This is a genomic window from Cohnella yongneupensis, assembly GCF_042655785.1.
Lineage (GTDB): Bacteria > Bacillota > Bacilli > Paenibacillales > Paenibacillaceae > Cohnella > Cohnella yongneupensis.
The window spans coordinates 90,142-104,463 of sequence record NZ_JBHSNC010000019.1 but is presented as its reverse complement, the minus strand read 5'-3'; the positions used below and the strand labels follow the sequence as shown (position 1 = coordinate 104,463).

Genomic DNA, 14,322 nt, shown 5'->3' with positions numbered 1-14,322 from the left:
CTTTTAATGAAAAGCCTTTCGGCTCAATCTGTATTGCTGGTTTGTCTTCCTCGAACCGAAGTTCGTTTCAGACGTTTTATTACCGTAAATTACGCTCGATGTTCAGTTTTCAAAGTGCAAGTTTGTTTTGTTTCTTTTTGTCATCCGCGCTAACGGCGACTTTTATAATATATCACAGCGCTCACACTCGATGCAACCACTAATTTGTGGTATTTCGTTCGATCCGTTGAAGCGAGTTACATGTGCCCAACAGGCGCGAGAACTACTGTACCACATGCGGATATGTCGCGTCAACGTCTGTTCCGACATTTTTCACGGGTAACCTGCATTCGTCGCGCGCATTCGTCCATCTACCGCTCGCGCAAGCGATCGCCTCACACCAATAGCATCGACTGCAAACCTAGAACCAAGCCAATTCCAGGCAGGCCAAGCACGGCTACCGTCCCGATCGTAACAGGATTAAGCGGCACGTACCACCCGGTAACCCAACCGGAGAAATTGAGCGCGTACAACGCCATTGCCGATACGACCAAATGAATGCCGAACCGCGTTAACGATCCTTTGGGCGCTTGCTTGCGCAGCAATAACAATCCGAGAGACGTCGCGGACGCGATCAACAGCACTAACCAGAACGTCTTCATTCGCGCCCCACGCTGCCTTCAGGCAACTTGGAATGATCCCAGTACCATTTGGCTTGGCGCAACAGCATATCCAATTTACGTTCAGCGGCTTCGAGACAATAGATCGCGTAATCGACGTGATCCGAACCTAACGCGTCTTGAAATCTCCATTCCGCCAGACGCCATTCCCGCTCCGCTTCACGAACGTCGTCGATCAGTCTTTGTCGCTCGCTCTTCTCTAAGGCAACCTCTTCACGGACTTCGCGTAGCACGTTTAAACGCATGGCAATCCCTCCCGCGATTTACATAGGGGTCGTCCTCATGGACAACCCACTATATTTCTATTCGCGGCTCGTCTTATATAGAACAATAAATATAAAAAAAGAGACGCCCGAAGGCGCCTCCTACCTATAAACCCGTATCTATCGATACTTAATAGAGTTCCCTGCGCCCTTCGAGCGCCCGGGAGAGCGTGACCTCGTCCGCATACTCCAAGTCTCCGCCGACCGGCAAGCCGTGCGCAATGCGCGTGACTTTAATGCCGAACGGCTTCACTAGTCGCGATAGGTACATCGCCGTCGCTTCGCCTTCGATATTCGGATTCGTCGCCAATATCATTTCCTGCACCCGCTCGTCTCCGAGCCTGCGCAGCAATTCGGCGATGCGAATTTCATCCGGCCCAACGCCGTCCATTGGAGAAATCGCGCCGTTTAGTACGTGGTACTGTCCGTTGAACTCGCGCATTCTCTCCATCGCGACAAGATCCTTCGGCTCCTGGACGACGCAAATGATGGAGACGTCCCTGGACTTGTCGGAGCAAATCCGGCAAGGATCCGTATCCGTGATGTTGCAGCATACGGAGCAATACGTCAGGTTACGCTTCACGTTCACGAGCGCCTTGGCGAAGTCGATGACTTCTTCTTCTTTCATTCGCAAGACGTAGAATGCAAGTCGCGCCGCTGTCTTAGGTCCGATACCCGGCAAGCGGGAAAAGGAGTCGATCAGCTTGGCTATCGGTTCTGGATAGAACAAAACGGTCGTTCCCCTTTAGAACAGGCCCGGAATTTTCATGCCGCCCGTATATTTGCCCATATCCTTATTCGCAAGCTCTTCCGCTTTCGTCAGCGCGTCGTTAACTGCCGTAAGAACGAGATCTTGCAGCATCTCGATATCTTCCGGATCGACCGCTTCCGGTTTGATCGTAATGCTTTGCACTTGTTTATGACCATTGACCGACACAGTGACAACCCCGCCACCAGCGGAACCTTCAATCGTCTTCGTCCCTAGCTCTTCTTGTGCCTTCAGCATTTGTTCTTGCATCTTCTTCACTTGCTTCATCATTTGGTTCATGTTGTTCATTGTTGTATCCTCCCTAATCTAATCGTCTTTAATCGTTACAAGCTGTTCCCCGAACAGACGAATGGCCTCGTCCACCAACGGCTCCTTAGCCGATCCCGCTTCCTCTTCCGGTTCGAGCTTCAGCTCTTCCCGGTCTTCGCCCGCTTGCTTGCCGGAGTGTTCTGCCAACGCTTCCTGCCATTCCTTCTGCATGACGGTGAAAAGCTGCGTCGGTTGCCCGATCAAGCTGCTTATTACGCCTTCGATCATCCCTTTGTTAGCGGGCTTCTCGGTCGTCTCGCGGTGAATCGTGTTACGGAACGCGACAAGCAGCGTATTGTCGGAGTAGCTTACCGGTTCGCCATCGACGAGCCAAGCATGCACGGTAACCCGCTCTTCCTTAACGCGCTGAAGAATCTGCGGCCACTTCGAAGCAACGGAACCGATGGCTCCTTGCGCCTCGATGAATCCCGTCAGCTTCACGCGCGTCCTCGGCGCGGCGACGGATCTTTGCGCGACAGCCGAACCCCCTGCGCCAGCGCGGCCACCGCCGCCCGAACTTGCTGCGGACGCTCCGGCCGCGCCGCCTATGGAACCGCCGCCCGCGAGCGCAGCGCTCAGTCGGCTTTCGAGACCGGCGATCTGCTGCTTCAGTTGCTGAAGCTCCCCGCGCGCCGCACCGCCATCGGACGTCGAAGCTCGCTTATCCCCCGCAGCCGATTCGGGCTCCGCGCATAACTTCAAGAGCGCGATCTCGAACATCGTCTGCGGATGAGCCGCATATTTCATTTCACTCTGATAACGATTCAACAAGTCAATGATAGCAAATAACCGCTCGCGAGAAAATCCGTCAGCCATCTTGCGAAGCTCCGCGGGATCGGCTATCCGTCCGGACGAGCCCGTCGCTTCGGGCGCCAATTGCGCTAGGAGCATGTCGCGGAAGTAATGCATGAGCTGCTCCAGGCACTTATCCGCGCTCTTGCCCGCGCGCATCATCTCGTCGATCTCGCGCAGCACCGCCGACGCGTCGGCTTCGCGAATCGCGACCGCAAGGCGGGAGAACTGGTCGGACGGCAATCCGCCCGTAGCCTCCACCGCTTGCGCCAGCGTCACTTGCCCGCCGGTGAAGGACGAAATCTGGTCTAGCAAGCTTAGCGCGTCGCGCATACCGCCGTCAGATAGACGTCCGATATATTTAAGCGCTTCCTCTTCCGCCGAGATATTCTCCTCGCCGCATATTTCCTTCATCAATTCCGTCTGCTCGCCGAGCGGCACGCGACGGAAATCAAAACGCTGGCATCTCGAGATGATCGTCGGCGGCAGCCTATGCGGCTCCGTCGTCGCCAAAACGAACATGACGTGCCCGGGAGGTTCCTCGAGCGTCTTCAGCAGCGCGTTGAACGCTTCCGTCGTGAGCATGTGCACTTCATCGATAATATAAACTTTACGCCGCACTTCCGTCGGCGAATATTTCACCTTGTCGCGAATATCGCGAATCTCTTCGACCCCGCGGTTAGACGCGGCATCGATCTCGACGACGTCCATGACCGATCCGGACGTGATGCGGTGGCAGGCAGAACACTCGTTGCATGGCTCCGGCGCCGGACCGCGCTCGCAGTTGACGGCTTTCGCCAATATTTTGGCGGCGCTTGTTTTCCCGGTTCCTCGCGGACCGCTGAACAAGTAAGCGTGAGAGAGGCGATTCTCGCGAATCGCGTTCTGCAGTGTCTGTACGATATGTTGTTGCCCGACCATGTCCTGAAACGTCTGGGGACGCCAGGCTCGGTACAAAGCAAGATGTGCCATCGCTTGTCGCTCCCGTCTTATTGCCGTTTCAATCATTATACATCATTGAGGGAACGCGCTCCACCGAATTAAGAATAGGGCAACCACACCGTGAACGTCGTCCCACCTTCGTCGGTAGCGAATACAATGCGGCCGCCGAGATCGTGGACGATGCGTTGGCACACCGACAAACCAAGCCCCGTACCTTGTTGCTTCGTCGTATAAAAAGGCTCGAACACCTTTTCAACTACATCCGCCGGTATGCCCGCGCCCGTATCTTGAATTTCCACCGCGAGCTTGTCCGGCTGATCGGGGTAACAGCACTCCCGTATCGTCAATGTCCCTCCTCCGTGCATCGCTTCAATTGCGTTCTTGCCGAGGTTCAAAAACACTTGCTTTAACAACTCTTTATCCGCGACGATCGGCAGTAAGTCCGACCTCGGGTAATGTTTTACGATCACGTTGTGCAATAGCGCCTCGTTGCGAATCATCGGCAAAATTTCTTGGATGACCGTACTGGCTTTAACGAGCATTCGTTTGGCTTCCCTAGGCTTGCTTAACAATAAAAATTCGCCTACGAGCTCGTTTACGCGCTCTATCTCCGACAATACAATGCTTATGTATTCTTGTTCGCGCCCCATGCCTCGTTCCGACAGCGTCTTGTTCAACAGCTGCATGAAGCCTTTCATCGCGGTAAGCGGGTTGCGAATTTCGTGCGCGGTCCCCGCCGCGATCTGTCCGATCGTCTTCAAGCGGTCGGATTGGCGGATTTGTTCTTCGAGCGCGATTAGGTTTGATACGTCCCGAAAAATAACGAACGCGCCGATCTGCCTGCCCTCATCCTCCAGCACTTCTCCGTCGAGCATCATCGCATATCGCTTGTCTTTGCTTTTCCATGTCCAGCTCCGATCTCTGAACGCGTTGCCGAGCAATTGCGTTTTAGTGAACGGAGGCGGTTCGATGCGAAGCCGATCCAACCACTCTTCAAGCCCGAGCGAGATGACCTCTTCCCGCAAGCAATCGAACATCGCGCATAGCATGTCGCTAATCTCGACGATCCTGAATTCGGAATCGAGCACAAGAATGCCGGAACCTTCCAACGCCAGAAAACGATTCGCGAACCGCGACATATACCACGCTCGCTTCGATTGCTCCGGATTATCTAGATCTAACTTTGCAAGCCGTGCCGGATCGCCCATCCTATTGCCTCCGATTTCCGCGACAACAAAAAAAGCACCTATAGCGTTCTAACGTACGCTAAGGTGCTTCATTCATCGTTGTGTCATATTCAGGACCGTGCACCTGTCCTCGATAATTATGATCCAGCCTAATAAGGATATGTCGCTCAAGCAGAGCTACCCTCCAACGCAAGAACTAAACCACTTACGGCTGCTTCCTTCCGGACCTGACCGGATTCATGGCCGTTCCTCGCGGAGGACTCTGCCGTCAACACGGCATGTCCTTACCGGAACCTGCATCACAAAACCTAAAACAGGAATTCGACCTCGCTGGAGCGGATTGCGAGTTACAGGGCACCGCTACCTCCCCGTCTAGCACGGCAAAACTAAGTATACTCAATTGCCGGCAGAAGTGCAACCGAAGGAAACAGTTCCCTCGGCGATTGAATATCAGCCGTTTACTTCATCGAGCTCATGTGAATCGTGTATCGCGGAAAATTGAACCGGAGCACGGACGCCGCCTGGCTTTCTACGGTCGGGATTTCGTTGGGCTTAAGACCTGGCGCGAGTTTGATCGTCACGTAGGCGTCGGCACCGTTGAAAACGACCTTCGTGCCAGCTACTCCGGGCACGTTTTTAATCGCTTCCCCGATCATCCGGCTGTCGTTGCTGTACGTGCTCGTCATGTGATGACCGGGAATTTTCGGGTACGAATTCGTACGTCCCAAATACCCGTCGTCGGCATAGTTTTGCGCTTTGATTCCGTTAGTCGTGCCATTGTTGTTTGCATTCTTGCCGCAGCCCGACGCCAAGAGCAACGCGCATGCCGCCAGCGCGATTAAAACCAACTTTCGCTTCTGCGTGTGCATAATAAAAAACCTCCCTTTATCCGGTAGGATTTCAAGGGAGGCTCATTGCTATGCATGGCTAACCGGCGAATCTTAAAGTCCGTATTTCTTCTTGAACTTGTCGACACGTCCGCCTGCATCGATAAACTTCTGCTTGCCAGTGAAGAACGGGTGGCAGTTGGAGCAGATCTCGACTTTCAAGTTCGAACGAATCGAACCCGTCTCGAACGTATTTCCGCACGCGCACGACGCAGTCGTCACATGATATTTCGGATGGATAGCTTCTTTCAAAGGGTTCACCTTCTTTCTGCCCTGGATCTTCGGTCGGATCCAGAGTAATAGACACATGAGGAGATTATAGCACGCACCGTCAGACAAGGCAACAACTTTGCACCCGTCCTAATAACGGTAAATGTCGGCGCGCTTGGCAACGGTTGCGTTACGGGCGTCTTACCTGCTCAATACCGGCGGAACGTGCGTATACGACCCGATTACGACGTCGGGCAGCTCCTGACGATAAATATCGAGCAGCGTCTTCATCCCGTAAATTTCGCCTTTGGCCGGCGGAATCAAGGATAAATACGCGTCCGGATCTATGTTCAGGTTGCGCATTTGAATGAGCTTTAATCCTGTTCGGCGCACGAATTCGATCATCGCTTCGATCTCTTCTTCGCGATCCGTCACGCCGGGGAAAATCAAGTAGTTGATCGACGTGTACACGCCGTTGTCGGCCGCGTACCTGAGCGACTTCTCCACGTTTTTAAGCGTGTAGCCGCGCGGCATGTAGTACGCGTTGTAATGCTCGTCGAGCGCGCTGATCGTACTGACGCGCATAAGATCCAAGCCCGCGTCCGTAATGGCGCGCAAGTGGTCCGACAATCCAGCGTTCGTATTGATGTTAATGTAGCCGAGCGAAGTTTGCGCGCGCACCTGCTTGATCGCTTCGATGATCGTCTTCGCCTGCGTCGAAGGCTCGCCTTCGCAGCCTTGGCCGAAGCTGATGATAGACTGCGGCGTCTTCAGATGCTCGAGCATGATGTTAACGACGTCGTCCACGGTCGGCTTGAACTTCAACCGGGTTTGCGGAGCCACGAAGCCGCTATCGTCCGGTTGCTCGGAGATGCATCCGTAACACCCTGCATTACAGGAGAAGGATACGGGCACCGCCCCCTCCAACCTTTGCAAGAACGTATTGGAAGCCGTCAAGCACTCGTATTCGAGCGCGCAATGCGACAAGTGTTTGTAAAGTTGATTGTCCGGGTACGTCTTAAGCAGCCGGTCTACTTGGATCTCGAGCTCGCCGCGATCGCAATGCTCGGGATTCCATGGCTCCGGATCGTCGGTGGCGTCGGCGGCGACGTAAAATTCGCCGTCTTTCCAGACGACGGCCGTATAACCGAATAGCGGGAACTTCTGCGTCTTATCCGTCTTGTAGTAGCCCGGTACGTAATACCGGGTGAACCCTTGCGGCAACAATGCGCCGACGGCTTGATAGTTGCCCGGAAGCAGCTTCATCTCGCCGCTCTTCGGATCCAAGCCGATCGGCTTCGTATAAGGAAGCCCGACAAGCGTCGCGCCCGCCGGGAGCGGAATAAGCTCTTCTTCAAGCAGCTCGACGAGGTCGTTGCCGCTACGGGCGACACCGTATAACTCGCCATGGTCGAACACATTGCCATGTTCGTCTGCGTATACCAGATGCATGGGCTTAGCCCCTCCTCTTCTTCACGCTCAAGAGGAGCTGTTACGCGGCGAGCGGCGAACGCCGCTTGAACCGCCGGGTCCGGGCGTTGCCGGGACCCCGCTGGTGTCCAGCGAATCCAGAAACTCTTGATTGGTTTTCGTGTTCGATAGCCGTTTCAGGAATTGCTCCACGAACTCCATCGAATCGTTCATGCTTTTGCGAATCGCCCATAGCTTCTCGAGCGCTTCCTTCTCCAGCAACAGCTCTTCGCGACGGGTACCCGAACGCCGAATGTCGAGCGCCGGAAAAATACGCCTCTCCGCCAGCTTCCGATCGAGATGTAGCTCCATGTTACCGGTACCCTTGAATTCCTCGTAGATCATATCGTCCATCCGCGAACCCGTCTCGACGAGCGCGGTGGCGAGAATCGTCAAGCTGCCGCCCTCCTCGACGTTGCGAGCCGCGCCGAAAAACCGCTTCGGCCGGTGTAACGCCGCAGGATCGACACCCCCGGACAACGTGCGTCCGGACGATGGAACGACCAAGTTATACGCCCGTGCCAGCCTCGTAATGCTGTCCAGCAAAATGACTACGTCTTGCTTATGCTCCACTAACCGAAGCGCCCGCTCGAGCACGAGCTCCGCAACCTTGATATGATTGTCCGGCACTTCGTCGAACGTCGAAGCGACGACCTCTCCCTTGACCGAACGCTGCATATCCGTTACTTCCTCCGGACGCTCGTCGATGAGCAGCACGAACAGTTTAATGTCCGGACGGTTCGCGGAGATGCTATTGGCAATCTCCTTCAACAGCAGCGTTTTGCCGGCTTTCGGCTGCGCGACGATCAAGCCGCGCTGCCCGAGTCCTACGGGAGCGATCAGATCCATAATACGAGTGGACAAATGGGTGGGAGACATCTCTAGCTTAAGCTTAGTTTGCGGATAAAGCGGGGTTAGCGCGGCGAAATGCAGGCGTTCGGCGGCAGTCTCCGGGGACACGCCGTTAACGGCGTTTACTTGCAAGAGCCCGAAGTGGCGTTCATTCTCCTTCGGAGGCCGGCACTTGCCGGATACGACGTCCCCGGAACGCAAGTCGAACTTGCGGATCTGCGACTGCGAGATATAGATATCCCCCCCGCTCGACTTATAGTCGACCTGGCGAAGGAAGCCGAATCCCTCTTGCATGATGTCAAGGACACCCTCCATGAACATAAGGCCGCTGCGCTCCGCCTGCCCGCGAAGGATCGCGAGCATGAGCTCTTTTTTCTTCATCTGCGCGTAGTCTTGAATCTGATATTGCTTCGCGAGCTTGTATAGCTCGGTCAGCTTCATCTCTTCAAGATCGCCCATCATTAAATCGGTCAATAGAATCCCCACTTTTATTCAGAAATCATCGGTTACCCTTGTCGCCATACTTCCGCTCCGAGATTGCTTAACTGAGCCACCAAACGCTCGTAGCCCCGGTCGATATATTCGACTCCGCTAATCTCGGTCGTGCCTTCTTCGACCGTAAGCGCGGCTACGACCAGCGCAGCACCCGCCCGTAGATCGGCAGCTCTAACTTTCGCGGCGTTAAGCAGTCCGCCTTCGATGATGGCGGAACGTCCTTCGACGCGAATTTGCGCGCCCATGCGCGCGAGTTCGGGAACGTGCTTGAACCGATTGCTGTAGACGTAATCAGAGAGCACGCTTACGCCTCTTGCTTGCGTGAGCAGGCTAGTCATCGGCGATTGCAGATCGGTGGCGAACCCCGGGTAGACGAGCGCCTTGACGTCAACCGCTTCGTAAATCGGTTGACCGACGACGCGGATCGACTCGTCCATCTCGTAGACGTGTACACCCATCTCTTGCAATTTCGCGGTCATCGCTTCCAAGTGTTTAGGGATAATGTTATCGATAAGAACATCGCCGCGGGTTGCCGCCGCTGCGATCATATACGTACCGGCTTGAATGCGATCGGGAATAATGGAATGCCTGCAGCCGTGCATTTCTTTGACGCCCTCGATACGGATCGTCTCGGTGCCGGCTCCTTTGATCTTCGCGCCCATCGCGTTAAGCAATGTAGCGACGTCGATAATTTCCGGTTCTTTCGCCGCGTTCTCGATTACCGTGAGCCCTTTGGCTCTTGAAGCGGCCAACATGATGTTGATCGTTGCTCCGACGCTGGCGACGTCCAAATAAATTTTCGCGCCTCGCAGCTCCTTCGCCCGAATCCGGATAGCCCCGTGCTCGTTCGAAACTTCCGCGCCAAGCGCTTCGAAGCCTTTAATATGCTGATCGATCGGACGAGGCTCGAAGTTGCAGCCGCCCGGCAAGCCGATCGTCGCTTCGCCGAATCTTCCTAGAAGCGCGCCCATTAAATAATAAGAAGCCCGAAGTAATTTAACGCGTCCGTTCGGCATTGGAACCGACGTCATGCGGGACGGATCGATCGACATCGTGTCGTTCGTCCATGATACCTTGCCCCCAAGCTGTTCTAACAATTCCGCGTATACCGCAACGTCGCTGAGTTGCGGGAGATTATCCAACCTGACTTCGGTTTCCGCCAATATTGCCGCGGGAATTAACGCGACCGCGCTATTTTTGGCGCCGCTTATTACGACGGTGCCTCGTAGCGGGCGTCCTCCCCGTACCATCAATTTCTCCATGAATGAGGTCTTCCTCCTCGTGTTGTTGCCGATGATCGAAAATCACCGACACATGAAGGAACGGGAAAACGCCAGTATTGACGTTTTCCCGTGCGCATGTTTGAGCGAATGTGCGAACCTCCGAGAGAGATTCTATAGGATCGATATAGATTGAATTAAGCTTGGTTGCTGCTTCCGAACAAACGAATTTTCTCTTGAACGACTGCTTTCATTGCGTTGCGAGCAGGCGTGAGGTATTTGCGCGGATCGTATACGTTAGCGTCTTTAGCAAGCACTGCGCGGATAGCATCCGTGCAAGCCACTTGGTTCTCGGTGTTAACGTTGATTTTGCCAGCGCCCGCAAGGATAGCTTCGCGGATCATGTCGTCCGGAACGCCGGAGCCGCCATGAAGAACGACAGGTACTGGAATCTTAGCTACGACTTCTTTAATGATATCGAAGTGGATTTTAACTTCGCCTTTGTACATACCGTGAGCCGTACCTACAGCGATTGCGAGGCAGTCAACGCCCGTCTCTTCGTAGAAACGGATCGCTTCTTCCGGCTTAGCCAGAGCAGCATGCGCTTCGTCAACGCTGATGTCGTCCTCGACGCCGCCGATCGTTCCAAGCTCGCCTTCGACGGAAACGCCCATCGCGTGCGCTGCTTTAACGACTTCTTTGGTCAAGCGGATGTTCTCTTCGAACGAATAGTGGGAACCATCGAACATAACGGACGAGAAGCCGGCGCGGATACAAGCCATAGCGACTTCGAAGCTGCTGCCGTGGTCCAGGTGAAGCGCGATCGGCAAGCCGGATTTCTTAGCTGCCGCTTCCGCGATCGCAACCGTGTACTCCATTCCCATATACTTCAGAGCGCCTTCGCTAACGCCGAAGATGAACGGGGATTTCTCCTCGATTGCAGCATCGGTGATCGCTTGAGCGAACTCCAGATTGTTCATGTTGAATTGACCTACCGCGAATTTATTCGCTTTGGCTTTCGGCAAAAACTCATTCATTGATACGAGTGGCATAGTGTACAATTCCTCCTGCGGTTTCATCTTAGTTCTCACGTACAAGCATACTGCACCATTATAGCAATAATGGCTGCAGGAAGTAAACCGAACGCGCGTTTCTTAGGTTAATCGCAAAAAAAAAGAAGGCTTACGACCCGGAAGCGAATCGGGACGCTGCGCCTTCTCCCATCTGCATATTAACAGCCGTTCGCATTTCGTCGATATCGAAAGGTTTCGTGAAATGCATTAACGCGCCTAAATCCATCGCTTCTTTAATCATATCTAGCTCGCCGTAGGCGGTCATCATGATGACTTTAATCGTACGATCATGTTCCTTGATCTGCTTAAGAATCTCCAAACCGTCCATTCCGGGAATCTTCATGTCGAGCAACACGAGATCCGGACGATGCAACCTGGCGATTTCCAGCGCCGCGCGTCCGTTAGCCGCTTGGAATGTGTCATAGCCTTCCGTGGCGAATACTTCAAGCAGCAAGATCCGGATGCCGACCTGATCGTCGACAATCAGCAACTTCTTCTTATCCAAGCTCGCATTCCCCCCGTCACTCTATCGTAAGCATTATTCGCGGCGGTAGGGTCTAATTCCTTCTCTTGCCATGTAAAAAAATGAAAAACGCTCCAATAAATTATCGAAGCGTTCCTTTATTAATTAGTTGCTGTTAATCTTTCACGCTTCCGCTTGAAGCAAGCAAGCTTTGACGAATTCGCGGAATAGCGGTTGCGGACGGTTCGGACGGGACGTAAATTCCGGATGGAATTGCACCGCCAGGAACCACGGATGGCCCGGCAACTCGATCATCTCGACGAGACGGCCATCCGGGGATGTACCCGAAATGCGCAAGCCTGCCGATTCGATCCGTTCGCGATATTCGTTGTTGAATTCGTACCGGTGGCGATGGCGCTCGTATACGAGCTCTTCGCCGTAGCATTGCGCGGCCAAACTTCCCGGAACGAGCTTGCACGGGTATAACCCAAGACGCATCGTGCCGCCCAGATCCTCGATATCCTTCTGCTCCGGAAGCAAGTCGATGACAGGGTACGGCGTCGCCGGATGAATTTCCGAGCTGTTCGCGCCGTCTAGACCGGCCATGCCGCGAGCGTATTCCACGACCGCGACTTGCATGCCGAGGCAAATGCCGAAGAACGGCGTGCCGCTCTCGCGCGCGTAACGGATTGCCGTCACTTTGCCCTCGATGCCGCGATCGCCGAAGCCTCCCGGCACTAGAATGCCGTGTACGCCGCCAAGCATCTCCTTCACGTTCGACGGAGTCACTTCTTCTGCGTTCACCCAACGAACGTTCACTTCAGCGTCCGCGTCGAAGCCCGCATGGGCCAACGATTCGACGATACTGAGGTACGCGTCGTGCAAGGCAACGTACTTACCGACGATCGCGATTTCAGTCGTCTTCTTAAGCGACTTGACGCGGTCAACGAGCGCTTCCCACTCGGTCATGTTCGGAGGACCGACTTCGAGCTTCAGGTGCTTCACGACGTAGTCGTCAAGCCCTTCGTCGCGCAGGTTCAGCGGCACTTCGTACAACGTGGACGCATCGCGGCATTCGATGACCGCGCCCGCTTCTACGTCGCAGAATTGGGCAATCTTGCGCTTCATGTCTTCCGCGAGCGGATACTCCGTCCGGCAGACGATGACGTTCGGCTGGATGCCGATGCTGCGCAGTTCCTTAACGCTATGCTGCGTCGGCTTCGTCTTTACTTCACCAGCCGCTTTAATGTAAGGAATGAGCGTGACGTGAATGTACATGACGTTCTCGCGTCCGATATCGCTCTTGATTTGACGAATCGCTTCGAGGAACGGCAAGCTCTCGATGTCGCCGACGGTTCCGCCGATTTCGGTGATAACCACGTCGGATCCGGCTTCTTTGCCTGCGCGGAACACCCGATCCTTGATCTCGTTCGTAATGTGCGGAATAACTTGCACCGTTCCGCCGAGATACTCTCCGCGACGCTCTTTGCTGATGACCGTCGAGTAAATTTTACCCGTCGTCACGTTGTTGTTCTTCGACAAATTAATATCGATAAACCGTTCGTAGTGTCCCAGATCGAGATCCGTCTCCGCCCCGTCGTCCGTGACGAATACTTCGCCGTGCTGATAAGGGCTCATCGTCCCTGGATCCACGTTAATATAAGGGTCGAATTTTTGAATCGTCACCTTAAGTCCGCGGTTCTTCAGCAGCCGTCCGAGCGAAGCGGCGGTAATCCCTTTGCCGAGCGACGAGACAACGCCGCCGGTTACAAAAATGTATTTAGTCACCCTGTACGAAACCTCCCACCACATGCCTGCGGCATCCTCATTATCGTTACCTAGATCGAGCCTTTCCTTCCTGCAAAAACGGGTAAAAAAAACAAAAAAGTGACACCCAATAAATGGGGGCACTTTGGATTCCTAATGCTATGAAATACCGAACTTCTGAAGCCCAAGCATAAGTTTACCGTCTGACACAGACGGTGTCAAGCCCGCTCTGCGATCGATATTCTTATGCTCGGGCGACCGATTACTTCTCTTCTTCTTCCTCGTCGTAAGCTGCATCCTCATCGTCTTCTTCATCGTCGTCAAACAACTCTTCGCCGGCGGTTGCGCCTTTGTCGTCGAGTTCTTCGTCCAACGCTGTATCGTCGTCTTCTTCGAGAATGCTCTCTTCGTCCACTTCGGCGGCTTCTTCGCCTTCGTCGAAAATTTCTTCGCGCTCTTCGTCGAACAGATCGTACGTCTCGTCTTCCGGAGAAGCGAAGGTTTCTTCCTCGTCCTCGCCGTAGAGATCCTCGTCGTCCAGATCGTCGTCGTCGTTAATGATGCGAGGACGCTTGGCGCCACCGTTGACCGGATCGTCCGTACGCTCGACCGGATACCAACGCTTCAGTCCCCATACGTTGCTGCCAACGCATGCGAAGCGGCCGTCGATATTGATCTCCGTATACAACTGAGCGATAACATCGATGATCTGGCTTTCGGACAGACCGCGAATCTTGCCAATTTCCATCATGAGATCTCGGTAGTAGAACGGGGTGTTGGCTGCCTTCAGCACCTCGAAAGCAAGGTCAACCATTGGCATTTCCCGAATCTTCTCGGAGTCGAGTTTTAGCGTGTACTCGGCGCTCAAGTGTGTTCCACCTCTCTGTATGTGAACCGTTTATTAAAGTTTCACGTGATTTGTCAACCTTTAGTAAACCTTATTTCGAATAAAAATGCAAGCTGT

Annotated in this window: 15 protein-coding genes and 1 other RNA gene; all 16 read right to left on the bottom strand. The window is 54.2% G+C overall.

Translation table 11 applies throughout. The annotated features are described in order from the left end of the window. Positions 1 to 374 precede the first annotated feature (374 nt). The gene (locus ACFPQ4_RS06465; protein WP_378110961.1) at positions 375 to 641 is read right to left on the bottom strand and encodes a pro-sigmaK processing inhibitor BofA family protein; all 267 of its coding nucleotides are present in this window, start codon (positions 639 to 641) and stop codon (positions 375 to 377) included. Further along, positions 638 to 904: a DUF2508 domain-containing protein gene (locus tag ACFPQ4_RS06460; RefSeq protein ID WP_378110960.1), complete on the bottom strand. Its 267-nt coding sequence runs from the start codon at positions 902 to 904 to the stop codon at positions 638 to 640. The genes ACFPQ4_RS06465 and ACFPQ4_RS06460 overlap by 4 nt, the downstream gene beginning before the upstream one ends. A gap of 148 nt (positions 905 to 1,052) precedes the next feature. Further along, positions 1,053 to 1,652, bottom strand: a complete 600-nt coding sequence (recR, locus tag ACFPQ4_RS06455; RefSeq protein ID WP_378110959.1) for a recombination mediator RecR — start codon at positions 1,650 to 1,652, stop codon at positions 1,053 to 1,055. 15 nt (positions 1,653 to 1,667) lie between these two features. Further along, on the bottom strand, positions 1,668 to 1,979 hold the full coding sequence (locus ACFPQ4_RS06450) for a YbaB/EbfC family nucleoid-associated protein (RefSeq protein WP_378110958.1): 312 nt from the start codon (positions 1,977 to 1,979) through the stop codon (positions 1,668 to 1,670). An 18-nt stretch (positions 1,980 to 1,997) separates the two neighbouring features. Then, on the bottom strand, positions 1,998 to 3,764 hold the full coding sequence (dnaX, locus tag ACFPQ4_RS06445) for a DNA polymerase III subunit gamma/tau (RefSeq protein ID WP_378110957.1): 1,767 nt from the start codon (positions 3,762 to 3,764) through the stop codon (positions 1,998 to 2,000). A 68-nt stretch (positions 3,765 to 3,832) separates the two neighbouring features. Beyond that, entirely contained in the window at positions 3,833 to 4,942 is a 1,110-nt protein-coding gene (locus ACFPQ4_RS06440; protein WP_378110956.1) for an ATP-binding protein, read from the bottom strand. Between the two features lie 95 nt (positions 4,943 to 5,037). Next, an RNA gene (ffs, locus tag ACFPQ4_RS06435) (signal recognition particle sRNA large type) lies at positions 5,038 to 5,302 on the bottom strand. A gap of 77 nt (positions 5,303 to 5,379) precedes the next feature. Then, entirely contained in the window at positions 5,380 to 5,790 is a 411-nt protein-coding gene (locus tag ACFPQ4_RS06430; protein ID WP_378110955.1) for a hypothetical protein, read from the bottom strand. A gap of 72 nt (positions 5,791 to 5,862) precedes the next feature. Further along, a complete protein-coding gene (rpmE, locus tag ACFPQ4_RS06425; RefSeq protein WP_378110954.1) occupies positions 5,863 to 6,060 on the bottom strand; it encodes a 50S ribosomal protein L31 in 198 nt (65 codons plus the stop codon). 159 nt (positions 6,061 to 6,219) lie between these two features. Continuing rightward, positions 6,220 to 7,470, bottom strand: a complete 1,251-nt coding sequence (locus tag ACFPQ4_RS06420; RefSeq protein WP_378110953.1) for a radical SAM family protein — start codon at positions 7,468 to 7,470, stop codon at positions 6,220 to 6,222. A 27-nt stretch (positions 7,471 to 7,497) separates the two neighbouring features. Next, positions 7,498 to 8,802, bottom strand: a complete 1,305-nt coding sequence (rho, locus tag ACFPQ4_RS06415; RefSeq protein WP_378110965.1) for a transcription termination factor Rho — start codon at positions 8,800 to 8,802, stop codon at positions 7,498 to 7,500. A 44-nt stretch (positions 8,803 to 8,846) separates the two neighbouring features. Continuing rightward, a complete protein-coding gene (locus ACFPQ4_RS06410; protein WP_378110952.1) occupies positions 8,847 to 10,097 on the bottom strand; it encodes a UDP-N-acetylglucosamine 1-carboxyvinyltransferase in 1,251 nt (416 codons plus the stop codon). Between the two features lie 155 nt (positions 10,098 to 10,252). Continuing rightward, positions 10,253 to 11,107, bottom strand: a complete 855-nt coding sequence (gene fba, locus ACFPQ4_RS06405; protein ID WP_378110951.1) for a class II fructose-1,6-bisphosphate aldolase — start codon at positions 11,105 to 11,107, stop codon at positions 10,253 to 10,255. Positions 11,108 to 11,237: 130 nt separating this feature from the next. Continuing rightward, a complete protein-coding gene (locus ACFPQ4_RS06400; protein ID WP_378110950.1) occupies positions 11,238 to 11,633 on the bottom strand; it encodes a response regulator in 396 nt (131 codons plus the stop codon). 141 nt (positions 11,634 to 11,774) lie between these two features. Next, positions 11,775 to 13,379: a CTP synthase gene (locus ACFPQ4_RS06395; RefSeq protein ID WP_378110949.1), complete on the bottom strand. Its 1,605-nt coding sequence runs from the start codon at positions 13,377 to 13,379 to the stop codon at positions 11,775 to 11,777. A 241-nt stretch (positions 13,380 to 13,620) separates the two neighbouring features. Beyond that, positions 13,621 to 14,226 carry a DNA-directed RNA polymerase subunit delta gene (gene rpoE, locus ACFPQ4_RS06390; protein ID WP_378110948.1) on the bottom strand — a complete coding sequence of 202 codons (606 nt, stop codon included), beginning with the start codon at positions 14,224 to 14,226 and terminating at the stop codon, positions 13,621 to 13,623. Positions 14,227 to 14,322 lie beyond the last annotated feature (96 nt).

Coding starts and splice junctions, on each gene's coding strand:
- ACFPQ4_RS06465 (WP_378110961.1), bottom strand. CDS start 641: ATGAAGACGTTCTGGTTAGTGCTGTTGATCGCGTCCGCGACGTCTCTC.
- ACFPQ4_RS06460 (WP_378110960.1), bottom strand. CDS start 904: ATGCGTTTAAACGTGCTACGCGAAGTCCGTGAAGAGGTTGCCTTAGAG.
- ACFPQ4_RS06450 (WP_378110958.1), bottom strand. CDS start 1,979: ATGAACAACATGAACCAAATGATGAAGCAAGTGAAGAAGATGCAAGAA.
- dnaX (WP_378110957.1), bottom strand. CDS start 3,764: ATGGCACATCTTGCTTTGTACCGAGCCTGGCGTCCCCAGACGTTTCAG.
- ACFPQ4_RS06440 (WP_378110956.1), bottom strand. CDS start 4,942: ATGGGCGATCCGGCACGGCTTGCAAAGTTAGATCTAGATAATCCGGAG.
- ACFPQ4_RS06430 (WP_378110955.1), bottom strand. CDS start 5,790: ATGCACACGCAGAAGCGAAAGTTGGTTTTAATCGCGCTGGCGGCATGC.
- ACFPQ4_RS06420 (WP_378110953.1), bottom strand. CDS start 7,470: ATGCATCTGGTATACGCAGACGAACATGGCAATGTGTTCGACCATGGC.
- rho (WP_378110965.1), bottom strand. CDS start 8,802: ATGATGGGCGATCTTGAAGAGATGAAGCTGACCGAGCTATACAAGCTC.
- ACFPQ4_RS06410 (WP_378110952.1), bottom strand. CDS start 10,097: ATGGAGAAATTGATGGTACGGGGAGGACGCCCGCTACGAGGCACCGTC.
- fba (WP_378110951.1), bottom strand. CDS start 11,107: ATGCCACTCGTATCAATGAATGAGTTTTTGCCGAAAGCCAAAGCGAAT.